The sequence below is a fragment of the Nakamurella lactea DSM 19367 genome (genome assembly GCF_000426645.1).
Lineage (GTDB): Bacteria > Actinomycetota > Actinomycetes > Mycobacteriales > Nakamurellaceae > Nakamurella > Nakamurella lactea.
Genome location: NZ_KE384551.1, coordinates 82,210 through 104,982 on the forward strand (window position 1 = coordinate 82,210; position 22,773 = coordinate 104,982).

Consider the following 22,773-nt stretch of genomic DNA (forward strand, 5'->3'; position numbering starts at 1 on the left):
GAGATCAGCTCGGGTACCCGGCAGGCGTGAGCACCATCGGTTGCCGTCCGGTCCCTCGGGCGAGTTGTTGTTGGTAGGAGCCGGGTCTTCGGTCCCAGATGACGTGGCCGTCGACGACGGTGCCGGCGAGTTGGTCGCGGTGCACGATTGTATGGTGTGGTCCGCAGAGGCTGGCGCCGTTGTCGATGTCCGTGAGCCCGCCGTCGGCCCAGTGTCGTAGATGGTGGGCGTCGGTCCAGTGGACCGGCGCGTCGCAGCCGTCAAAGGTGCATTTTTTGTCCCTGGCCCACAGGGCGCGGATCTGCCAAGGTGTGAACAGTCGTTGTGCTCGGCCCTGGTCGAGGACTTCACCGCCGCCGCCCAGGACCTGCGGGATGATCTTCGCATCGCAGGCCAGCTTGCGGACGGTGTGGGGGGCCAGCAATGTCCCGGTAGCCAGCGACCCGAATACTTCACCGCCGCCCAACGCGGCGGCCAGGTCGTCGAAGGACATGGTGACGTGCAGGGTCGCTTTCGGCTGCGCCGGGACCCCGTCGGCCGCGGCCGCGGAGCGGCGGCACACCTCGATCAAGGCCTCGCCGCGGCGCCGCCCGACCGGCCGGGTGTCTGGTTGCCCGTCGGGTTGCGGTGTCGGGGCCGACAGCGGGCCGATCGCCGCTTCCAGGTTGGCTCTGCCTTCCGGGTCCACCGTCAGGTCGTAGTGGTACAGCCCGGAGGTGCCCCGCCGGCCGGTGGACAGTTCGACGGAGCGGTGCAGGCGGTCTTGTTGGTCTTGGAAGACGCCGGGTTTGCCGTACCGCTCGATCAGTAGGTCGTGCATCTGCCGGACCGTCGACGCGCCGTGTTCCTCGCCGGCCTTGATCATCAGGTCCAGGATCACCGGGTGCGCCTCGTCGGTCAGGGCCGGGCCGATCTTGTCGAACTCGGCTGCGACGGTGACCGCGACCTGCGGCGCAATATCGGTCGAGCGGATCGAATCGGCCAACGGCGCCATGTCCGGGCGGGCGAGGATCCCTGCGGCCTTCGCGATCGCGGACGCGACACCGGGCTGCGCGAACCAGTCACAATCGGCGACCCACGCCGTCGTAGATTTCGCCTGCGAAGCCTCGACCTCGCCGCGCTGCTCGGCCTCGGCGGTCGCGATCACCATCCCGGCTTCCACCAACGCACACAGCTGACCGAAGCTGCCGACCACCTCGCCGAGTTGCCCGTTAGGCACCTGATGGATCACCTCCGACAGATCCTTCAGCGCAGCGGTAGCGGCATCCACGAGCGCCAACCGCTCACCCGCCGGCATCACCGCCACGCCACCGCTCGTCATAGGAACAATTGTACGAAACAGCACCGACAGCCGGGCCCGTTCGAATCCGCCCGCCCCAGCCGCCACCCCCTGTCCACGACACGAACGATCGCAGAATCCGCCGCATCGACCATGAGTTGTCCACAACGAGCTGGTCGGCGCGGGCGATCGGCACTATTGGGGAAGATTCAGCCGCGTACTCGCGGCGTATCCGCACCCGGAAACGACGGTTCGGCGCAACAGTTCGAGCGGCACGGCAGCTCGTCCGCTCGGGATCCGGACCGCAGTGACGGCTGGTACTCAGGGTCGGCCCCGACGTCGTCGAGTGCATGGCCGGCGACGATCTCGTTCGACCGCGCAACCTGCGCTTCGAACTCGCCGGCAGCCGTGCCAGCGGAACACCGTCCGCCGCCCTCATGTCGGCGTCTTCCGGTTCCTTCTGGAACTGCGGATTGTTCGCGGACGACTCGCCCAAGAAGACCACGTTGAACCAGCAGTGTTCGGTCCGGACGGCAGACCGATCAGATACCCCCGGCGCGCCGGTAGTCCAAAACGCCGAACCGGCAGGGCCAACCAGGGATGCCGCCCGTGCGCAGTGCACTCCCGCGATCGGCGCGGGCTGCTACCTGCGAGCGGCGATGAACTGCAGGGCCAACTCGTAGCCGAGCGGGCCGAGGCCGGCGATCACCCCGGAGGCGACCGCCGAGATCACCGAGTGGTGCCGGAACTCCTCGCGGGTGTGGATGTTCGACAGGTGCACCTCCACCAGGTCGGCGGTGCGCTGGGAAGCGGCGTCCCGCAACGCGATCGAGTAGTGCGACCAGGCGGCGGGGTTCAACACAACCGGGATCTCACCGTCGGCGGCCTCGTGCAGCCAGTGCACCAGCTCGGTCTCGTCGTCGGTCTGCCGCACCTCGACCTGCAGCCCGAGCGATGCCCCGACCGACACCAACCGGTCGGCGATCTCGGCGTGGCTGACGTTGCCATAGACGTTCGGTTCCCTGACCCCCAACCGGCCGAGGTTGACGCCGTTGAGCACCAACACCTTTCGGCGTTCGATCCCGGCCCTGCCGGCCAGCTCGCGCTCGGCGTCGGACACCAGATCTTCGCTCAGCGCGCGCAGCACCGCATCCGACTCGGTGGGATCGGGGGCATCGGTCATGATCGGGTCTCCTCCGTGTCTGACGAACCAGCCGTGTCTGACGAACCAGCCGTGTCTGACGAACCAGCCGTGTCCGACGAACCAGCAGTGTCCGACGAACCAGCCACGGCGCCAAGCGATACGGGATCAACGGCAATGCTCGAGTAGGCGCTGCGCAGCAGCTGCGGATCCGGCCCCTCCAGCCGGCCGGGCACGCCCAGGCCGTCCAGCACGACGAACCGCAGCATGCCTGCCCTGGTCTTCTTGTCCGCACTCATCGTCTGCACCAGCTCGTCGAAGGCGTCGGCCTGGTAGCCAACCGGCAGGCCCAATGAGCTCAGCACACGACGATGTCGGTCAACGGTCCAGCCGTCCAGCCGACCGGCCGCCCTGGCCAGTTCGGCAGCGAACACCATGCCGACGCTCACGGCCTCGCCGTGCCGCCACCGGAACTGCTCCCGTTTCTCGATGGCGTGCGCCAGAGTGTGGCCGTAGTTGAGGATCTCGCGCAGATCGGACTCGCGCAGATCGGCGGCGACCACATCGGCCTTCACCTGGACGGCCCGCCTGATCAGCTCCGGCAGCACGGTGCCACGGGGATCCAGCGCCGCCGCCGGGTTGGCCTCCACCAGCTCGAGGATCGCCGGGTCGGCGATGAACCCGCACTTGACCACCTCAGCCATCCCGGCCACCAGCTCGACGGCCGGCAGGGTGTCGAGGGCGGCCAGATCGGCCAGCACCGCCGACGGCTCGTGGAAGGCGCCGACCAGGTTCTTCCCGGCGCCGGTGTTGATCCCGGTCTTGCCGCCGACCGCGGCGTCCACCATGCCCAGCAGTGTGGTCGGCACCTGCACGACCCGGACGCCGCGCATCCAGGTGGCGGCGGCGAACCCGGCGACATCGGTCACCGTGCCGCCGCCGAGGCCGATCACCACATCGCTGCGTTCCAGCCCGATCTGCCCGAAGACGTCCCAGCAGAAGGCCAGCACACCAAGGGCTTTCGCCTCTTCGGCATCGGGGACCTGGATCAGTTGAGCATCGATGCCGGCCGCCGTCAGCCGATCCCGGAGGCGGCCCGCCCGCTCGGCCAGACTCACCGGGTGCACCAACGCGGCCCGCCGTGACCCGGCGGCGGCCGCCACCACCGCCTCGTCCAGCCCGCGCCCGATCCGCACCTCGTACGGCGCGGCGGTCGCGACCCGGACCACCGCCACCGGAGCCACCGAAGCCCCTGGAGCCCCTGGAGCCCCCGTCATCGCAGGTCCAGTTCGTCGACGATCGCCGCCGCGATCTCCGGTACGGTCCGTTCGTCGGTATCGACCTCGAGCACCGAAACCTCCCGGTACAACGGCAGCCTGGCGTCCAGCAGCGCCTTGAAGGTGGCCCTGGGATTCACCCCGACCAGCAACGGCCGGTTCGCGGCCATCCCGGTGCGCTTGACCCCCTGTGGCATCGACACCGCCAGGAACACCACCCGGTGCCCATGCAGCAGTTCCCGGGTCTCCGGCGCCAGGATCGCTCCGCCGCCGAGCGCCAACACTCCGTCGTGCTCGGCCAACGCGGCGGCCACCGCCGCCTGCTCCAGTTCCCGGAAGTGGTCCTCACCGTCGGAGGTGAAGATGTCGGAGATCGGCCGGCCCTGCTGTTGCACGATGTCGGCGTCGGTGTCCCGCAGCGACAGGTCGAGCAGCTCGGCCACCGCCGTGCCGACCGACGTCTTGCCGGATCCGGGCGCGCCGACCAGCACCACGACGGGCGCCATTACTCGTCTCCGGCGGCCGGATGCCCGGCCACCACCGGCGCCGCAGCATCGGCAGCGGTATCGGCACCGGGGTTCGCGACCGCCCCGGCGATCGCGTCCAGGTATCCGGCGACATTGCGCCGGATCTCGGAAACACTGTCGCCGCCGAACTTCTCGCTCACCGCGTCGGCCACCACCAGGGCCACCATCGCCTCGGCCACCACGCCGGCCGCCGGGACGGCACAGACATCGCTGCGCTGATGGATCGCCGTCGCGGCATCGCCGCTGCGGACGTCGACGGTAGCCAGCGCCCGCGGCACGGTGGAGATCGGCTTCATCGCCGCCCGCACCCGGAGCACCTCGCCGTTCGTCATCCCGCCCTCGATCCCGCCGGCTCGGTTCGAGCGGCGGGATACCCGCTGTCCCGCAGTGCCTTCCACCGCCGCCGCGTCGATCTCGTCGTGCGCGACCGAGCCGCGGCGGCGGGCCGTGCGGAAACCGTCACCGATTTCGACCGCCTTGATCGCCTGGATGCCCATCAGTGCCGCGGCCAGCCGGCCGTCCAGCTTGCGATCGGCGTGCACGAACGATCCCAGCCCCGCGGGCAGTCCGTAGACCAGCACCTCGACCACCCCGCCGAGGGTGTCCCCGTCGGCCTTGGCGGCCTCGATCTCGGCGACCATCGCGGCCGTCGAATCGGGGTGCAGGGCGCGCACCGGCGACGCGTCGATCGCATCTCGGTCGTCAGGGGTCGGCAGCGAACCGTCGGCGTCGACCGCGTCCGCTTCGCCGATCGACACCACGTGCGAGACCACCTCCGCGCCGAGCACCTCGCGCAGCAGGTGCTGGGCCAGGGTGCCCAGCGCCACCCGGGAGGCGGTCTCCCGCGCCGAGGCCCGCTCCAACACCGGACGCGCCTCGTCGAAACCGTACTTCTGCATGCCGGCCAGGTCGGCATGACCGGGCCGCGGCCGGGTCAGCGGTGCGTTGCGGGCCAGTCCGGCCAGCACCTCGGGATCGACCGGATCGGAGGACATCACCTGTTCCCACTTGGGCCACTCGGTGTTGCCGATCTGGATCGCCACCGGCCCGCCGAGGGTGCGCCCGTGCCGGACCCCGCCGAGAATCGTCACCGCGTCCTGCTCGAACTTCATCCGGGCGCCGCGACCGTAGCCGAGCCGCCGGCGGGCGAGTTGTTCGGCGATATCGCCGCTGGTCACCGGGATGCCGGCGGGCAATCCTTCGATGACGGCGGTCAGGGCTTGGCCGTGTGACTCCCCGGCAGTGATCCAACGCAGCACGAGCACCAGTCTCCCATGCGCGACTGCTCGCTCAAGCGGCGGCCGCGGCCGGCCCCGACGCTGTTGATCATGGCGCTCAGCCCGCGAAACGCCGGTTGAGCGTCCGGTTTGCCGGGCAGGGAACCATGATCATCGCCCGCGGGGGGTGCCCGGGGGGGGTGCGCAAGGTGGGTGGGCCCGGGGTGCCGGGGTGCCGGGACGCCAGCCAGCGCTGGGGCGGATGGCCCCAGGTCAGTGGGCCTCTTCCCAGGCCTTGTAGCTCTCGTGCACCACGCTCAGCACGTCGTCGACGTCGTCGGTGACGTGCAGCAGGGCCAGGTCCTTCTCCCCCACCGTGCCGGCGCCGAGCATGGTGGTGCGGATCCAGTCCACCAGCCCGCCCCAGAACTCGGAGCCGAAGAGGATCACCGGGAACTTGGTGACCTTCTTGGTCTGCACCAGCGTCAGCGCCTCGAACAGTTCGTCCATGGTGCCGAAGCCACCGGGCAGACAGACGAACGCCTGCGAGTACTTGACGAACATCGTCTTGCGGGCGAAGAAATAGCGGAAGTTCACCCCGATGTCGCACCACTCGTTGATGCCCTGCTCGAAGGGCAGCTCGATCCCCAGCCCGACGGACAGGCCGTCGACATCCTTGGCGCCGCGGTTGGCGGCCTCCATGATCCCCGGCCCGCCGCCGGTGATCACCGCGAAGTTCTCCTTCGCCAGTGCGGCGCCGATCTCCCTGGCCTTGCCGTAATACGGGTTGTCCGGCTTGGCCCTTGCCGAACCGAACAGGGTGACGGCCCGCGGCAGTTCGGCCAGCGCCCCGAAGCCCTCGACGAACTCGGCCTGGATCCGCAGCACCCGCCACGGATCGGTGTGGATGAAGTCCTGCGGCCCCCGCGAGTCCAACAACCGCTGGTCGGTGGTGGTGTCCTCGACGCTGCGGGCGCCACGCAACATCACCGGACCGCGGATCTTCTCGCCCCTGGGGTGATCGTCGGTATTGCGTTGCCGGGTCGGTGCGTACTCGGACCCGTTGTCGGCCTCTGCTGCGCCGTCGGGGCTGGTCGCCGGTTGTTCGGTCGTGTCTGGTTCCACGCTCGCCACGATAGGCGTCAGACCAGATAGCCGCGCAGCGCCTCGGTCATCTGCCCGATCTGCTCCCTGGAAACGTGTTCGTCGCGGGTGTGCGCCAGCAACGGGTCGCCGGGCCCGTAGTTGACCGCCGGGATTCCCAGCGCCGCGAACCGGGCCACATCGGTCCAGCCGAGCTTGCCCTGCACCCGACCGCCGGTGGCAGCCAGGAAGTCGGCGGCCGCGGGTTGCGACAGACCCGGCAGCGCGCCGGCGGCGTTGTCCAAGATGACGATCTCGAATCCGTTGAAGTGATCCGCGACCGCACCGGCCGCATCAGCTGCGGACCGGTCGGGGGCATAGCGGAAATTGACCCGCACCGTGCACTCGTCCGGAATGATGTTGCCGGCCACGCCGCCGCGGATGTCCACCGCGTTCAGGCCCTCGCGGAAGGTGCAGCCGTCGAGCTCGACGGTCCGGATGTCGAACTCGGCGATCCGCTGCAGTACGGCTTGCGCGTCGTGGATCGCGTTGTGCCCCATCCACGATCGCGCCGAGTGCGCGCGCTTGCCGCGGGTGGTCACCTCGAACGCCAAGGTGCCCTGGCAGCCGGCCTCGACCAGGGCGTTGGTCGGTTCGCCGAGCAACGCCAGGTCGGCGACCAGCCAGCCCGGCAGGTCCCGTTCGATCCGGGTCAGGCCGTTCCGCTCGTGCTCAACCTCCTCGCAGTCGTAGAAGACGAAAGTCAGGTCCCTGGAAGGGTTCTCCAGCGTTGCCGCCAGGTGCAGCAGCATCGCGTCACCGGATTTCATGTCGGTCGTGCCGCAGCCGTGCAGCACGTCGCCCGCGGTGCGGGACGGCACGTTGTCGGCGATCGGCACGGTATCGATGTGCCCGGCCAGCAGCACCCTGGTCGGCCGGCCGAGGTTCGTCCTGGCCAGCACCGAATTGCCGGAGCGGACGATCTCGAACCGATCCAGCGCGCCGAGCGCGGCGAAGATCTCGTCGGCGATCCGTTGCTCGTCACCGGAGACCGAGGGGATGTCGACCAGCGCGGCGGTCAGGTCTGCGGGATCGGCGTACAGGTCCAGGGCCATCAGTGCACGCTAGTGCACGGCCCGGGTCACACGGTCCGGCCGGTCGGTGACGAACCTGGACGCCGCCGCCGCATCTGTACCGTCGTCGATGTGCCTCGCCGACCGCTGATCATCGCCCTCGCCGCCGTCGGAGTGATCGTCATCGGCACGGTGGTGTTCTTCGTGGTCCGCAGCAACAAGGTGGCCGGCCCCGAGTGCCACGTGCGCGGCCACAGCGGCGCCGCCGACCTGGATCTGGATGCCGTGCAGTTGCAGCACGCCTCCACCATCAACGCGGTCGGGCTCTCCCGCGGCCTGCCGCAGCGCGCGATGGTGATCGCGTTGGCCACCGCGTTCCAGGAGTCGTCGATGCGCAACCTGCCGAACGGCGACCGCGACTCGCTCGGCCTGTTCCAGCAGCGGCCGAGCCAGGGCTGGGGAACGAAGGCACAGATCATCGACCCGGTGTACGCCGCCGGGAAGTTCTACGACGCGCTGGTCGAGGTGCCGAACTGGCAGACCGTCCCGCTCACGGAGGCGGCCCAGGCCGTCCAGTACTCCGGCTTCCCCGACGCCTACGCGAAGTGGGAGGGCCAGGCGAAGACGCTCGCCGTCGCACTCGGCGGGACGGTGCCGCCGGACCTGAGTTGCCGGGCCGGCGCGGGTCCGTCAACGGCGGCGCCGCCGTCCCGGGACCCGTTGTCGGGCGCTGCCGATGCCTCTGACCCGTTGACCGCCGTGCTGGCCGCGGCGAACGCCGAGCTCGGTGGGCTGACGGTCCGGGAGATCTCCGACAACGGCGCCACCGCCGTACTCGGCGCGGCCCTGCCGGACCGATCGGCCGAGGCCGCCGGCCGGGCGCTGGCCGCCTGGGCGGTCGCGCACGCGACCAGCTTCAGCGTCACCGCCGTCGAGGTGGACGGCCGGCGCTACGCCGGGAACGCCTGGCACGATGACGCGGCCACCGCCCGGCCGGCCGGACAGGTCGCGATCGCCGTCGGTTGACGATGCGACCTCCCCGGAAGGGGCGGGGCGACCCCACTAATCTGAACCCATGACTGCACCCGAACTCAGGACCGAAGGGGCGATCGGCAACGGCCTGGCGACCATTGCGTCCGACGGCAATGTCCTTGACGTCTGGTACCCGGCCTGCGCGCTGGCCACCGATCCGAATGCGGCCGCTCAACCCGACCTGGACGGATTGTCGACGGACGACCATACGGACCCATCGGCGGAACTGCGCCGGGTACGGATCAGGCCGGTCAGCACCACGATCGCCTCGCTGGCCCTGCCGCCGGTCGACACCGCCGACGTCTACCTCCGGCTGCACCTGCTGTCGGCCCGGCTGGTGCAGCCCCGTTCGGTGAATCTGGATGGCATCTTCGCCCTGTTGCCGACGAACGCGTGGACGTCGCTGGGTCCGGTGCCGCCGGCCGAGCTCCAGCAGGTCAGGGTGGAATCGCGGATGGCCGGCGTGCAACTGTCGGTGCACGGCGTCGACAAGTTCCCACGGATGACGGACTACCTGATCCCGGACGGCGTGCGGATCGCCGATGCCAACCGGGTTCGGCTCGGCGCCCACCTGGCCGCCGGCACCACGGTGATGCACGAGGGCTTCTGCAACTACAACGCCGGCACCCTCGGTGCCTCGATGGTCGAGGGCCGGATCTCGCAGGGCGTGGTCGTCGGCGACGGTAGCGACGTCGGCGGCGGTGCCTCGATCATGGGCACGCTGTCGGGCGGTGGCACCGCGCAGGTGACGATCGGCCGGCGCTGCCTGCTCGGGGCGAACTCCGGAGTGGGTATCTCGCTGGGTGACGACTGCGTGGTCGAGGCCGGCCTCTACCTCACCGCCGGCACCAAGCTGACGCTGCTCGAGCAGACCCCGCGAACAGTGAAAGCCCTTGAGTTGTCCGGCGTCTCCGGCTTGCTGTTCCGCCGCAACTCACTGACCGGAGCGGTCGAGGCGGTGCCGAGGCAGGGGTCGTGGGGCGGCCTGAACGCCGCCCTGCACGGCGGGCACGACAGCGTCGCGCGATGACCGCACCGGCGCCCCGACCCTCGCGCCGCCGGGAAGGACTGCTGCCCACCGACGTGGCCGACGCGTTGTCGGAGGTGCTGGCCAGAGCCACCGCGGCGATCCGGGAGAACGAGCCGGGCAGCCGCGACGGCGCCGACATCGAACACGTGCACCAGATGCGGGTCGCCACCCGCCGGATTCGCGCCTATCTCAAGGCCGCGAAGCCGGCCCTGGATCCGGCGGCGGCCGACCGGCTGCGGGCCGACCTGGCCGAGTTGGCCGGCACCCTGGGTGAGGTCCGCGACCTTGACGTGATGATCGATCGGATGCACTCCGAGGCGGCAGCTCTGGGCGACCCCGACACCGGCGCGCTGGAGCGGTTGATCGGCCGGCTGGAGGTCGACCGGAGGGCAGCCCGCGGGCAGTTGCTGGCGGAGCTCGACGATGCGTCCTTCGGGGAGATGTTGGCCGAGTTGGACGAGGCCGCGGCCGCGCCACCGGTCGCCGATCCGTGGGCCGACCTCAAGCAGTTGGCCGGCCTCGAGTGGGAGAAGCTGGCCAAGGCCCGCGCGAAGCTGGTGAGCAGATTCGGCGACACCCCGCCGGACGACGACCTGCATGCGCTGCGGATCTACGGCAAGCGGGCCCGCTATGCCGCCGAGTTGCTGACCGGTCCTGGCGGCGGAGGTTCCGGCCGCCGCAAGGGCGGCGCGGCGATTCGCCGATACCTGGTCGCGCTCAGCGTGTTTCAGGAGGTGCTGGGCAACCACCAGGACGCCTGCGTGCTGGAGGACCAGCTGCGGGAGCTGGTGTCCGACAGCGACGACACCGAGGCGGCATTGGCGGCCGGCCGGGTGGTCGAAGGCTGCCGCGAGCGCTGCGTACAGGCCAGGATCGAGTATCCCGGAGCGTGGGAAGCGGTCCGTGCCGCGGCGATCGTTGCGTTCGGCTGACCGCGCTCGTCAGGAGCCGTTCGGCTGACGGAGTTCGGCTGACGGAGTTCGCCCGGAGCCGTTCGGCTGACGGAGTTCGGCTGACGCCGGCCGTCACGGCGTTCGGTGACCGGCGTGCGATCGGGCCAGGGTCACCGCAGTCGGGCGACCGCCGAGTCCACCCGCTCGTCGGTGGCCGTGAGCGCCACCCTCACGTGCCGGCTGCCGGACGGACCGTAGAAGGTTCCCGGCGCGACCAGGATGCCCCGCTCGGCGAACCACTCGACGGTGTCCATGGCGTCCTCGCCGCGGGTCGCCCACAGGTACAGGCCGGCGACCGACGAGCCGTCGGCCCCGATCTCGAATCCGTTGCCGGACAGGGCGTCCGTCAGCTTCTGCCGCCGCTCGCCGTAGCGGCTGCGCTGGATCATCACGTGTCCGTCGTCGTTGAGCGCCGCCACCGCAGCGGCCTGCACCGGGGTTGGCACGATCGCGCCGAGGTGGCGACGCAGCGCCAGCAAGGAGCCGATCAGCGCCGGGTCACCGGAGATGAAACCGATCCGGTAGCCGGCCATGTTCGACCGCTTGGACATCGAGTGCACGGCGAGCAGCCCGGTGTGATCACCGCGGCACACCTCCGGGTCGAGGACCGAAACCGGCCGCTCCTCCCACCCCAGATCCAGGTAGCACTCGTCGGAGACCACCACGGTGCCCCTGGCCCTGGCCCAGGCGACGATCTTGGCCAGCTTTTCCGCGCTCAGCACCCGACCGGTGGGATTGCTGGGCGAATTGAGCCAGAGCAATTGCACCCGACCGGCTCCGACCTCGCGCAGATCGTCGGACCGGACCAGGTCGGCCCCGCACATCCGCACGCCCACCTCGTAGGTCGGGTAGGCCAGTTCGGGAATCGCGACCAGGTCGCCGGCACCCAGCCCCAGCTGGGTCGGCAGTGAAGCCACCAGCTCTTTGGACCCGATGGTCGGCAACACGTTCCGCGGATCGAGATCCGTCACCCCGTGCGAGCGTTCCAGCCACTCCGAATACGACCGCCGCAGCTCCTCGGTGCCGTGCACGGTCGGATAGCCGGGCGAATCGGCGGCATCAGCCAACGCCCGCCGGACGGACAGCGGCACCGGATCGACCGGGGTTCCGACCGACAGATCGACGATGCCGTCCGGGTGCTGACGGGCCAGCTCTCCCGACTCATCCAGGCTGTCCCACGGGAACTCCGGCAGCTGCACGGCATGGCTGCCCACTCCGACGCTCACGACAACATCCTCACTGATGACTCACTGACGGGCTCTGTTCGACAAGGGTTCGCGGTCCAGCCGCTCCGGTGCGTCGACGACTATTCCGCGCTGCCCTGCCCCATCGGCGGCAACGCCGCAATCAGCGGGTCGTCCTTGGGGATCTTGCCGGTCCGGGCTGCGCCGCCGGGCGAGCCGAGATCGTTGAAGAAGTCGACGTTCGCCCTGGTGTAGTCGGCCCAGGCATCCGGCACGTCGTCCTCGTAGAAGATCGCCTCCACCGGACAGACGGGCTCACAGGCGCCACAGTCGACGCACTCGTCGGGGTGGATGTACAACATCCGTTCGCCCTCGTAGATGCAGTCGACGGGGCATTCCTCGACGCAGGCGCGGTCGAGTAGGTCGACACACGGCTCGGCGATCACATAGGTCACGGCGTTACTCCCACTGGCGCACAGCGCGGAGGTGTTCGCCTCCGTCACACGATCTCGTGTCCCAGTATCCCCCGCCGTCACCGCGAGTGGCACATCCACCCCCTGAGCCGGCCGCCGTCCAGCGGCGGGCGGCCGACTCAGCGGTACCAACGACGACCACGGTGTCTTCGGCGGCACCCTGTTCAACCGCGGCCTGTTCAACCGCGGCCTGTTCAACCGCGGCCCGTTCAACCGCAGTCGAGCCGTTCCAGGGTCAGATCGACCACGGTGACCCTGTTCGCCTTCAGCCGTGCCGTGCCGCTGTCGGGCAGCCAGTCGTCGCGGCCGGCGATCACCGTCACCGGGTTGTTCCGCACGTCCAGCCACCGCTCGTACCGGCCGTCCGCACCAGTGGTCAGGTGCACGCTGCTGTTCCAGCTGCTCAGCGTCACGTCGGCACCAGCCGACGGAGCCGGTGCGCCCGAGCACCCCTGCCCGCTGACCGTCCCGACCACCTTGCCCCACTTCTTCGGCGCCGTCAGATGCATCGTGACCGGCACGGTGGTGGCTGCGTACGGCGTGTCCGTCCGCAGCAGGGCCGCCGCCGTGTAATCGCCGGGCTGGTCGACCGAGCCGCCGTCGAAGGTCAGCGAGATCGTTGTTGCGGCACCGGGTTCCAACTTCACCGTGGTGGTGGCCTCACTGAGCCAGCTCGAGTCCCGGTCGCTGCCGCAATCGGTGTTGCCCGGCAGCTGTTCGACGAACGAGGAGTAGGAGGCCCAGCTCTGCCCACCGGCGATCTTGACGAAACCGCAGGCACTGCCGCCCCGGAAGAACTGGTTCGTCGCGTTCGGCAGCTTCGACCAGCTGTCGGTGAGCGGGTCGTAGGCGATTCCCTCGTTGGTGACGAAGGAGTTGATCACGCCTCCGGAGATCAGCAGCTTGCCGTTGCTGACGGTGCTGGCCATCGCCCAGTTGGTGGTCGGCATGGCCGCCCGCGGGGTCCAGGTGTCGGCGGCCGGGTCGTACATGTAGACCGCCTTGCTCGGGATCGTCCCGGTGCCGTTGGATTTCGGATCGTCGCCGACGCCGCCGGCGCAGTAGATCTTCGCCTCGATCGCACCGCAGGCCATCCAGGACGTTTCGGTCGGATAGTCGGCCAGCCGGGTCCATTTCTTTGCCGCGACGTCGTAGCGGAACACTCCGGTGTCGCCGCAGTCGTAGGTCAGCCGACAGCCGCCGATCACGTACAGCGAGCCGTCCAGCACCGCGCTGGCGGCGGCCGCCGTGGCCGTCGGGATGGACGGGCCGGCCGACCAGCTGTTGCTGCCGGGGTCGTAGATGTCCAGACTCGTGGCCATCTCGGTGGTCAGCGAATCCGACCAGCCTCCGGTCACATAGACCTTCCCGTCGATGGCGGCGGCGATGCCGGCCTGCCGCGCGACCGGCATGTCCGGGATCCGCTTCCAGGCGCCGGTGGCGGTGTCCATCACGTAGCTGTTGGCGATGGTCGTGCCGAAGTCGCCGGCACCACCGAACGAGTAGACCTTGCCGTTCAGCGCCGCAGCGGCGTTGTCGCCGGTGGCAATCGGGTAGTCGGGCCGACCGATCCAGCCGGCGCCGCCGGCATCGGCGGCCGCCGCCGCTGCCTTCGCGGCGGCCGTCACCGCCGCCTTCGTCGGTGCCGTGGCACCGGCGGTGCCGTCGCCGGAATCCTTGTACGGCAGGAACTCCCCCTTGGTCCGCTTCGCCGGAGGCTCGATCGCCCCGGTTGCAGTCGCGGCGGCCCTCTTCGCGGCGGCTGTCGTCGCGGCCGTCACCGCCGGTTCGCCGGTCGCCGCGAGGCTGGTGAAATCACCGGGCCGTTCGGCCACCGTCACCGTCATCGGCGCTGTCCCGGTATTGCTGATGCGCACCGGTCGGCTCGCCGAGACGCCCAGGACCTGGGTGGACTCGACCGCGCTGTCCTGGACCGTCAGCCGGCCGGACTGCAGGCCGAGATCGACCTCCGTGGTCCAGTTCGAACGGACGTTCGTCTGCTGCCGGACCGAGACGTACTGCCGTTTGGCCGCAGCCACCGTCTGGCCGCCCGTCGCCGGCGCGAAGACGGAATAAAAGCCGTCGCCCAGCTCCGGATCGTCAGGAGTCGGCGCCGACGTCGCGGTCGTGCCGGCCACCGTCACGGTGGCGCCGTTCACCGGATCGCCGGTGTTCGCATCGGTGATCTGACCGACCACCAGTCCGCCGGACACCGGGTCGCAGCTGCGATTGCCGACATAGAGGTTGTCGACGGCCCACCACAGGCCGGCGGTGATCTGGGTTTCGGTGTAATGCAGGCGCACCCGGACCTGCGACTGGTTCGCGGCGGCCGGAATCGGCGCCACTGCCGACTTCGGGCCGGCGTCCAGCAGGTCGACCTTCCAGACGTTGGTCCAGCTCGTCCCGCCGTCGATCGAAAGGTCGACGTCGCCGATGCCGGACGGCTCGTTGTAGTCGTACATGGTGAAGTCGTAGTCGAGACCGACGCTCGGGTCGGTGACCCCGGTGAGGTCGATCACCGGCGAGATCAGCTCGGCGTCCTGTCGTTCCCAACCGTAGAAGTCGCTGTCCAGGATGGCGAACCCGCCGCTGCTGCCGGTGTGGTTGCCGCGCTTGCCCGGATCGTCGAATCGCCAACCCTGGCCGGTGCCGATGTTGTCGACCGTCGTCCATCCCGCCGGGGTGCCAGATCCGTCGAAGCCCTCGAGCAGCCCGTCGGATCGGTACCGGTAGCCGGGCGCGGTGCACCGACCGGCATCGACCGCCAGCTGCAGATCGGCTGCGGTGTCACCATCGCCGATCGTCAGCTGTTGGTCGGCCGGCAGGTACCCGGGCAGGTCGGCCTGCACGTGCACGGTCTGGGTGGAGTCTGCCGGGACCCGCAGTTCGAACGCGCCGGTGACCGGATCGGTATGGGTGGTTCCGGCGGCCGGGTCGGCCAGGCCAACGGTTGCCAACAGCGGCCAGCCGTGGCCGGATCCGTCCCGGACGGTGCCGGTGAGCAGCACCGTGCCGGCCCCGGAGGCGGTCCCGACCGTCACCAACGGGGCCAACAGGGCAAGGCCGAGCAGGGCGGCGCCGGCCCGCACGCGCCGGTGGGAACGTTGACGGGTGAGACTCACGAGGTCCTCCGGGTGCTGGTGGCGCAGCCGGTCGGCTGCAGGGTGAAGTCGTGGATGGTGGTCTGCCCGGCCTTGATCTTGACGCTCGCCGTCTGCGGGCTCCAGCCGCTCTTGGCGATCAGCATGGACACCGGGTTGCTCCGCTTGTCCAGCCACAGTGCGTACCGTCCGTCGGCATCGGTGCGGACGGTCTGGACGCCGGCCCAGGAATCGACCCGGATGACGGCCCCGCCAATGGGTCCGGCGGTCCCGTCGCAACCGGTGCCGGCCACCGTGCCGGCCAGCTTGCCCCAGGTGGTCGGCGGGCTGACGGTCAGTGTCGCGCCGACCCGGTCGGCGGCGTACGGGGTATCGGCCACCACCAGCAGGCTTGCCGAGTAGTCACCCGGCTGGCCGAGGACCGAGGCGTCGAAGCCGACGGTGACGGTGAGGCTGGCGCCGGGTTTCACGGTGGCGGTCGCCGGGCTCACGGACAGCCAGCCGACCGGATCGGCCGCACCACAGTCGCCGTAGCCGGGCAGCAGCTCCGACAGTCGGGTGGCCGCGCCGGACTCGCCGATGCCACCGATCTTGTAGAGACCGCACGCGGATCCGCCGCCGTAGAGTGCATTGTCGGCGTTCGGCAAGGCCGTCCAGCTGTCGGAGTCCGGGTGGTAGGAGAAGCCCTGGTTGGTGATCGTCGTGCTGCCGCCGGTCACCCCACCGGACACCAGCAGCGAACCGCCGGAGACCGTCGACCCCATTCCCCACAAGTCGATCGGCAGGTTCGCCTTCTGCGTCCAGACCGTGGTGGCCGGGTCGTAGGCGTAGGTACGGGCCGACGACGAGCCGGCCGAACCGCCTGCGCAGTAAAGGATTCCGTCGATGGCACCGCAGGCCTGCGCCGAGACGGTCCGCGGGTACTTGGTGACCGAGCTCCAACTGCCGGCCTGCGGATCGAACCGGTAGACCTCCTGCTTGCCGCAACTACCGCGGCAGCCGCCGACCACGTAGAGCTGACCGTCGAGCACCGCGAATCCGGCCGAGGCGAACGGCATCGGGATCGGCGGTCCGCTGGTCCAGCTGTTGCTCAGCGGGTCGTAGACATCCATGTCGGCGCGCGGTGCTCCACCGGCGGACCAGCCGCCGACCACGTACAGCTTGTCGCGGAGGAACGCCGCTGCCGGCGCCTCCCTCGGGTAGGGCATGTCGGCGATCTGCCGCCACTTCGCGGTCGCCGGGTCGTAGGCATAGCCGGCGGCGGTGACGGTGCTGCCGTTGAATCCGCCGACCGAGTAGATGTCGCCGCCGTGGGCGGCGACGGCGTTGTGCGTCACCGGGGTCGGGTAGTCGGTCACCGAGGTCCAGGGCAGGGCCGCTGGGGCGGCACCGCCGGCCGCAGCGGTCGCATCGGTGGTCTTCCGCGTGGCGCCGGCCTTCCTGGCCATCGCGCCCGGCGCGTAGCTGCCCTTGATCAGCTGCAGCTGCGCACCGGCCCGCTCGCTCCCGGCGCCGCCGGTCCCGACTGCCGCACCGGCCGACAGCACGCTGACGTGGCCCGGCTGCTCGGCGATCCTGATCACCGCATCGGCGGTCCCGCTGTTGCTGATCGTCACCTGCTTGCTGGTCCGCTCACCGAGCGCCAGGGCGGCGCTCAGGTCGGTCGTGGCGAGCTCGATCCGACCGGCGGTCGGCTTCAGCGTCACCGCGGTGGTCGTGTTGACCGCCACGTCAACGGTCGCCGCTGTGGTCGTGTACTGCGCCATCGACGCCGTGAGGGTGGCCGGACCACTGGCCGCGAACAGCCAGAAGAATCCGTCGTCCAGTCCGGAATCCTCAGGGGTGGCAACGGTTTTCACCGTCGGTCCACCTGCCCGGGCAACGGTGGCACCGTTCAACGGCGCCTGGGTGTTCGCGTCGCGGACGTGCCCGACCGCAAGACCACCGGGCAGGGCCGTGCAGTTGCGGTTGCCGACGGCGACCTCATCGACCTGCCACCAGCCGCCGTAGGCCGCGGTGTAGTGGAATCGCACCTTGACGTCCGCCTCGCCGGCCGCCTCCGGGATCGGCACCATGGTCCGGCCCTTGACGGTCACGGACGTTCCGTGCCACTGGGTCTGCCAGGTCGCACCGCCGTCGATAGAGACATCGACGTCGCCGGTGTCGCCGCCGGCCGGGTCGTAGTCGTTGCCGAACCAGACAGCCGGGCTGGCCGCATCGCTCAGGTCGACCGACGGCGAGATCAGCGAGGTGTCCTGGTGGCCATCGGCGCCGTAACCGGCGCTGAACACCCAGGCGTACAGGCCCTTTCCCCCGGTGTCGTTGCCGAAACCCCGCTCGTCGGCGAACGTCCACATCTGCCCGGTGCCGGCCTCGTCGGTCTGCGACCAGTCGGCGGGCAGCTGGCCGGAGTCGAAATTTTGTTGGTAGGCAACGGTTTCCGGGTCAGAACGGTAGCCAGGGGCGGTGCACGAGTAGGTGTCGGGGGCGATCGACACGTCGTGACTCAGATCGGCGTCGGCGACCGTCAGGTCGAGTGTCGCCGGGGAATACCCGGGGTATTTCGCCGCGACGGCGATCCGATACGTGTCGTCGGCGGGCACCGTCAGTTCGTAACGGCCGGTCACCGGATCGGAATAGACCGGGCCGGCCGGGTCGCCGGGGACGGTCAGCTCTGCGTACAGCGGCCAGCGGTGGTCGGCTCCCTCGCTGACCACACCGCTCACCGTCACCCGCGGGCGCGGTGCCAGCGGCACGTCCAGCGAGACGCTGCCACCCTCGGTGACGGTGACCTGGTGGGTCACCGTTGCGTAGCCGTAGGCCGCGATCTCGATCGGGTAGCCACCGACCGGAATCACCAGCCGGTAGCGGCCTTTGGCGTCGGTGTGCTGGACCGCATGGCCGGCAGTCACGGTGGCGCCCGCGACGGGCTTGCCGGAGGCCGCATCTGTCACAATTCCGGAAACCTCGCCGTGCGCGCCGATCGGCGACAGTGCCGTCACCCCGTTCGGCGTTCCCAGCCCGGTCGGGCCGTCGTAGCCGGGGCCGGCGGTGCACAGGTAGGCAGGATCGCAACTGCCGTTGACGCCCTCGGTCACGTCGTTGAGCGCCGAGTTCTGCAGGTACGGGTACTGCGACGGGTAGTCGCCGCTGCCAGGTGCCTTGGCCAGCGCGTACATGGCGGCGACCAACGGGGCGGCCAGGCTGGTACCGCCGCCGACCATCCACCCATTGTTCTGATAGGTGTTGTAGACGGCCAGTCCGGTGGCCGGGTCGGCCAGCGCCGACACGTCGCTGACGGTCCGCCCCGCGCACCCGGTGTCCTGTTGCCAGCTCGGCTTCGCCGAGAACGCCGAACAGCCGCTGCCGGGACCGTGCGTGCCGTCCCACCAGACCTTCTCGGTCCAGCCCCTGGCGCTTCCGGCATCCCTGACCAGCGACGTGCCGCCGACCGCCGTCACCTTCGGCGACGCGGCGGGATAGTTCACCTCGTAGCCGAAGTCGCCGGTACTGGCGGTGATCGCCGTTCCCGGGTGGTCGAAGTACGACTCGTCGAACTCGTTGTTGGAGTCGGACTCGGTGCCGCCGTAGGAGTTCGACACCACCCTGGCGCCCTCCGCGACCGCCCGGTTGACGGCCTCGCCGAGGTTGTTCATGTAGTTGTCGTCTGCCTCCACCAGCAGAATGTGGCAGGCCGGGCAGGCGGCCGAGACGGCGTCCAGGTCCAACGCGATCTCCAGCGCCCAGCCGACGTCCGCGGCCGGGTAGTCGGTGCCGCCGCGCTGGTCGATCTTGCGGAAGCAACCGTTGGCGGTGGTACACGGCGAGAGTCCGTACTGCGCCCGCCAGACGGCCAGGTCGGCCTCGGCGTTCGGGTTGTCGAAGGCATCGACGATCGCGACCGTCACCCCGTCGCCACCGGTGGCCGGCAGGTGGTAGGCGGAGGCGATGTCCGCGGGTCCGTAGCCGGCCGGTGTTGCGGCGCGCTGCAGCCCGAACCGGGGAGTGGCAGCGCCGTCATCGGTGCGCACCACCGACATGCAGGCCATCTCGCCGGGTTTCTCCGGCCTGGGACAGACCTGCGCGGTGTGGCTGCCGTTGCCCGGAGCGGCGGTCGGGTCCTTGGTCCCCGCAGAGACCGGCGCGGCAGAGACCGGCGCAGCCGAGACAGGTGCCGAGGTGGCAGCCGGCTCGGGGGCAGCCGGCTCGGGGGCAGCCGCCGCGGCCACCACCGACCCGGCCGCGGCCGGCGTTTCGGCTGCGGCGGTGGTCACGGACAGCAGGGACAGCACCAACGCTCCGGTGGCCAACCAGGGCACTCGGCGGATCGACCTGCGTCTGACGGCTGACGGAATACGGATCACGGCGGTCCTTCGGTCGGTCGGAACGGTGAACCCAACCCGACCACACGCCGACCGGCCGATGGATCCGTAGCGGCTACTGAACTTTGGCTCCTGTTACCGACCCGTCATCGAGTTCGCTGCGGAATTCGGCCCGGGCGGCGCCACGGCATCGACGATCTCGCCCGGTTCGGGCAGCGTCGGCGTCAGCAGCGAAGCGAGCTCACGCCGCGATCGGCCGCCGAGCTTTCGCAGCGCGCTGGCCACGTGACTTTCCACCGTCCTGGTCGACAATTGCAGTTCGGTGGCGATCTGCTGATTGCTGCGGCCCGCCGCCGCCCGGTGCGACACCTCCCGCTCCCTCGGCGACAAGGTAGCGCCGTACGAGCGCCGTCCCCCGCGCCACGGGCTGGGCACCGGCACCCCGTTCGACCGCATCACCCGGCAGATCCTGGCGATGTCGCGGCGGGCACCGAGTTCGCCGAACGAGCGCAGCGCGGCCGCCAGGTTGGCCGGTCCCGCCACATTGCCGCTGCTGCACTGCCACTCGCCGAGCCTGGCCACAGCGAGCCCCCGTTCGTGGGCAAGGCCCAGCCGGGTCAGGTCGGCCACGGCGTTGCCGAGCAGGCCGAGGGCCATCTCGTGGTCACCGGCCGCGCGGGCGAAGATCGCCCGCCACTGCAGCACGGTGGCTGCCGCGGCCGGTGAGCCGGTGCCGGTCAGTCGACCCACGAACTCGTCGGACAGCCGTCTGGCCAGCTCAAGCCGACCGAGACTCTGCTGGGCATCGACCAGGCAGAGCACGCTGTCGGCGCCCCACACCCAGATCCCCTTCGCCCGCACCTGATCAATCGCCAGCAGTGCCTGCTCGACCGCGCCGGCGGCGTCGCCGTCGTCCAACAGCAACCGGGCCAAAGCCGCTCTGGCCGGTACCAGCGGGCGGATGGCGCCGCGAGCTGCCGCGCTGGCGATCACTTCGCGCAGCATCAGTTCGGCCTCCGCCGACTCGCCCTGTCGGGCGAGCAACCGGCCGAGCAGGAACTGCGCGTCCAGCTGGGCCGCGGCGAAATCTCCCAGCTCGGCCGCGATCCTGCGGACCCGCTCGAGCAGTCCTGACCAGCGTCCGGCGGCCAGTTCGATCTCGGCCGCCGTCAGGTGGATCACCGCGGCCAGTCGCAGGTCCTCCAGCTGTTCAATGGCGCCGATGCCCTTGGCCAGCAACGTCTCTGCACACTGCAGGTCACCGAGGTCCAGCACCTCCTGCGCCCAGTTCAGGCTGGCCCTGCCCACCTCTCGCGGCCGGACCAGCAGCGCCGGCTCGGCCAGCAATGCCTCGGCCGCCGACCGACCGCTCGGGTCACCGGATTCCAGCCGCAGCGAGCAGTCTGCGATCCGGACGGCGATCTGCACCCGCGGGTCACCGGTGGCGATGGCCAACCGCTGGGCGTTCGCACTGTGTCGCCGGTGATCGGCCAGGGTCGGGCCGGAGACCAGCGGGACCGCCAGGATGGCCGACGCCAGCGCCTGCGACGCCGGGCTGTCCACCAGGTCGGGAATCGCCTGCTCGATCTCGTAGTAAGCCTGGCGCAGGTCACCCTGCTGACGCAGCAGCCGGCCGAGCAGGAATCGCAGATCGCCGCGGGAAGCGGTGTCGACCCGCCGGTCGGCCAGCAGGGCCTGCAGGATCGGGACCGCCGCGGACTGGGCCAGTCCGTGCACGGCCACTGGTCCGAGCCGGCGGGCCAGCCGGATCCGCTCGCCCAGCGGCAGTTCGACCTCCAGCGCCTGGAGCAGGAACCTCGCCGCTGTGGCGTCGTCACCGCGACCGATGGCCAGGTCGGCTGCCGCCTCGGCGTTGCGGACGAACTCTGAGTCCTTGCCGCCGAGCCGGAAGTGGTGGGCCAGCCGGGCCACCGGGTGCGGCTGCGGACCCGCCTGCAGCGAGTGTGCGGCACGCAGGTGCAGCAGCCGGCGCAGCGGCGCCGGAGCAGCCTCGTAGACCGTCTGCCGCACCAGCGCATGCCGGAACCGACAACGGCCTGCCGACTCGAACAGCAACCCGGTCCGCATGCCGCGGCCCAGCGCCCTGGCCACCGTCCCGGCGTCGTGTTCGACGATCCGGCCCAGCAGTTCCTCATCCGGCTGCATGCCCAGAACCGCTGCACCACACAGGATCTCCTGGGTGCGCTCGTCCAGCGAGATCAGCCTTTGCCGAAGCATGTCACGCAGGGCCGTCGGCACCGCGAGGCCGGCCAACAGATCGGCTTCGTACGGCGCCGCGGGCACCTCGTCGGTGAGCGTCCGCAGCACTTCCTCGACGACGAACGGGATCCCGGCGGTCTTCTCCGACAGCGAGCTGACGAAGGATTCCGACAACGCGACGCCGCCGAGGATGTTCTCGGCGAGCCGGCGGACGTCGGCGGCGGGCAATGGCTGCAGCGGAATCCGGGTGGCCGGCCCGAGCGGTGATCGGGCCAGCGCCTCCCAGATGGCCAGCTCGTCGTGATTCTCGGTGCGCACCGTCAGCACCACCCGCAGGGTGGACGAGGGATGGGCAGCCAAGAAGGCAATGAATTCGACGGTGCTGGGTGCCGCCCAATGCAGGTCCTCAAGCACCAGCACTGCCGGACCGGCGGCGGCCAGCAACGCCGTGACCCCCCGATAGAGCCGGTGACGTTCGGCGGCCTGGTCGGCCAACCGCGGTGGCTCGGGCGGCAACCGATCGGCGATCTCCGGCAGGAACGGGACCAGTGCGCCGGTCACTGGATTCAGCCGCTGTGGCACGACCAGCCGTTCGGCGCTGCGCCGGATGGCGTCGAAGACCGGCCCGAGCAGGAACGGTTCCTGCACCATCTCGCACTGACCGAGAAAGTACGTGGTCGCCGGTTCGGTGGCCATCGCCTCGGCGACAAGTCGACTCTTCCCGATTCCCGCCTCGCCCTCGACGACGACGATGCCGGACGGGGCTCGCAACGCCCCGAGCAGCCTGTCGAGTTCGCTGCGTCGACCGACCAACACGGACGAGACCCCGTGTTGCCGGCTCGACGCATCCACGGACATCGA

At 70.2% G+C, this 22,773-nt stretch carries 15 protein-coding genes; 3 read left to right on the forward strand and 12 right to left on the reverse strand.

All coding sequences use genetic code 11. The annotated features are described in order from the left end of the window. Positions 1-4 precede the first annotated feature (4 nt). From K340_RS34845 to dapE, 7 genes are all read right to left on the reverse strand, one after another. Positions 5-1,321, reverse strand: a complete 1,317-nt coding sequence (locus K340_RS34845) for an HNH endonuclease signature motif containing protein (protein ID WP_051267665.1) — start codon at positions 1,319-1,321, stop codon at positions 5-7. A 601-nt stretch (positions 1,322-1,922) separates the two neighbouring features. After that, entirely contained in the window at positions 1,923-2,360 is a 438-nt protein-coding gene (gene aroQ, locus K340_RS0125625) for a type II 3-dehydroquinate dehydratase (RefSeq protein WP_037366949.1), read from the reverse strand. A 98-nt stretch (positions 2,361-2,458) separates the two neighbouring features. Then, entirely contained in the window at positions 2,459-3,697 is a 1,239-nt protein-coding gene (aroB, locus tag K340_RS33385; RefSeq protein ID WP_084615002.1) for a 3-dehydroquinate synthase, read from the reverse strand. Continuing rightward, positions 3,694-4,203, reverse strand: a complete 510-nt coding sequence (locus K340_RS0125635) for a shikimate kinase (RefSeq protein WP_029138794.1) — start codon at positions 4,201-4,203, stop codon at positions 3,694-3,696. Before K340_RS0125635 ends, aroB begins: the two co-directional genes overlap by 4 nt. After that, a complete protein-coding gene (gene aroC / locus K340_RS33390) occupies positions 4,203-5,483 on the reverse strand; it encodes a chorismate synthase (protein ID WP_051267666.1) in 1,281 nt (426 codons plus the stop codon). The genes K340_RS0125635 and aroC overlap by 1 nt, the downstream gene beginning before the upstream one ends. A gap of 231 nt (positions 5,484-5,714) precedes the next feature. Further along, positions 5,715-6,428: an LOG family protein gene (locus tag K340_RS0125645; RefSeq protein ID WP_037366956.1), complete on the reverse strand. Its 714-nt coding sequence runs from the start codon at positions 6,426-6,428 to the stop codon at positions 5,715-5,717. A gap of 155 nt (positions 6,429-6,583) precedes the next feature. Further along, on the reverse strand, positions 6,584-7,639 hold the full coding sequence (gene dapE / locus K340_RS0125650; protein WP_029138796.1) for a succinyl-diaminopimelate desuccinylase: 1,056 nt from the start codon (positions 7,637-7,639) through the stop codon (positions 6,584-6,586). A 90-nt stretch (positions 7,640-7,729) separates the two neighbouring features. Here dapE and K340_RS33395 point away from each other — a divergent pair, with 90 nt between their 5' ends. Genes K340_RS33395 through K340_RS33400 form a run of 3 tightly spaced genes read left to right on the forward strand, consistent with a single transcriptional unit; the run spans position 7,730 to position 10,591 of the window. Then, positions 7,730-8,623: a hypothetical protein gene (locus K340_RS33395; protein ID WP_154674484.1), complete on the forward strand. Its 894-nt coding sequence runs from the start codon at positions 7,730-7,732 to the stop codon at positions 8,621-8,623. A gap of 49 nt (positions 8,624-8,672) precedes the next feature. Beyond that, positions 8,673-9,659 carry a 2,3,4,5-tetrahydropyridine-2,6-dicarboxylate N-succinyltransferase gene (dapD, locus tag K340_RS0125660; protein ID WP_029138797.1) on the forward strand — a complete coding sequence of 329 codons (987 nt, stop codon included), beginning with the start codon at positions 8,673-8,675 and terminating at the stop codon, positions 9,657-9,659. Beyond that, on the forward strand, positions 9,656-10,591 hold the full coding sequence (locus K340_RS33400; protein WP_084615004.1) for a CHAD domain-containing protein: 936 nt from the start codon (positions 9,656-9,658) through the stop codon (positions 10,589-10,591). Before dapD ends, K340_RS33400 begins: the two co-directional genes overlap by 4 nt. A 131-nt stretch (positions 10,592-10,722) precedes the next feature. Here the strand turns inward: K340_RS33400 and dapC are convergent, their stop codons facing one another. The 5 genes from dapC to K340_RS0125695 all read right to left on the reverse strand — a co-directional run bounded on the left by dapC (position 10,723) and on the right by K340_RS0125695 (position 22,770). Continuing rightward, positions 10,723-11,838: a succinyldiaminopimelate transaminase gene (gene dapC / locus K340_RS0125670; protein WP_281170765.1), complete on the reverse strand. Its 1,116-nt coding sequence runs from the start codon at positions 11,836-11,838 to the stop codon at positions 10,723-10,725. An 80-nt stretch (positions 11,839-11,918) separates the two neighbouring features. Next, entirely contained in the window at positions 11,919-12,251 is a 333-nt protein-coding gene (fdxA, locus tag K340_RS0125675) for a ferredoxin (RefSeq protein ID WP_029138799.1), read from the reverse strand. 227 nt (positions 12,252-12,478) lie between these two features. Then, positions 12,479-15,391 carry a Kelch repeat-containing protein gene (locus K340_RS33405; RefSeq protein ID WP_154674485.1) on the reverse strand — a complete coding sequence of 971 codons (2,913 nt, stop codon included), beginning with the start codon at positions 15,389-15,391 and terminating at the stop codon, positions 12,479-12,481. Continuing rightward, positions 15,388-19,734, reverse strand: a complete 4,347-nt coding sequence (locus K340_RS34850; RefSeq protein WP_154674486.1) for a Kelch repeat-containing protein — start codon at positions 19,732-19,734, stop codon at positions 15,388-15,390. Before K340_RS34850 ends, K340_RS33405 begins: the two co-directional genes overlap by 4 nt. Before the next feature lie 93 nt (positions 19,735-19,827). Next, positions 19,828-22,770, reverse strand: a complete 2,943-nt coding sequence (locus K340_RS0125695; RefSeq protein WP_029138800.1) for an ATP-binding protein — start codon at positions 22,768-22,770, stop codon at positions 19,828-19,830. Between the last annotated feature and the right edge of the window lie 3 nt (positions 22,771-22,773).

Bases quoted from the DNA above. Each gene is read 5' to 3' on its own strand.
- K340_RS34845 (WP_051267665.1), bottom strand. From the start codon at position 1,321: ATGACGAGCGGTGGCGTGGCGGTGATGCCGGCGGGTGAGCGGTTGGCG.
- aroB (WP_084615002.1), bottom strand. From the start codon at position 3,697: ATGACGGGGGCTCCAGGGGCTCCAGGGGCTTCGGTGGCTCCGGTGGCG.
- K340_RS0125635 (WP_029138794.1), bottom strand. From the start codon at position 4,203: ATGGCGCCCGTCGTGGTGCTGGTCGGCGCGCCCGGATCCGGCAAGACG.
- K340_RS0125645 (WP_037366956.1), bottom strand. From the start codon at position 6,428: ATGTTGCGTGGCGCCCGCAGCGTCGAGGACACCACCACCGACCAGCGG.
- dapE (WP_029138796.1), bottom strand. From the start codon at position 7,639: ATGGCCCTGGACCTGTACGCCGATCCCGCAGACCTGACCGCCGCGCTG.
- dapD (WP_029138797.1), top strand. From the start codon at position 8,673: ATGACTGCACCCGAACTCAGGACCGAAGGGGCGATCGGCAACGGCCTG.
- K340_RS33400 (WP_084615004.1), top strand. From the start codon at position 9,656: ATGACCGCACCGGCGCCCCGACCCTCGCGCCGCCGGGAAGGACTGCTG.
- K340_RS0125695 (WP_029138800.1), bottom strand. From the start codon at position 22,770: ATGTCCGTGGATGCGTCGAGCCGGCAACACGGGGTCTCGTCCGTGTTG.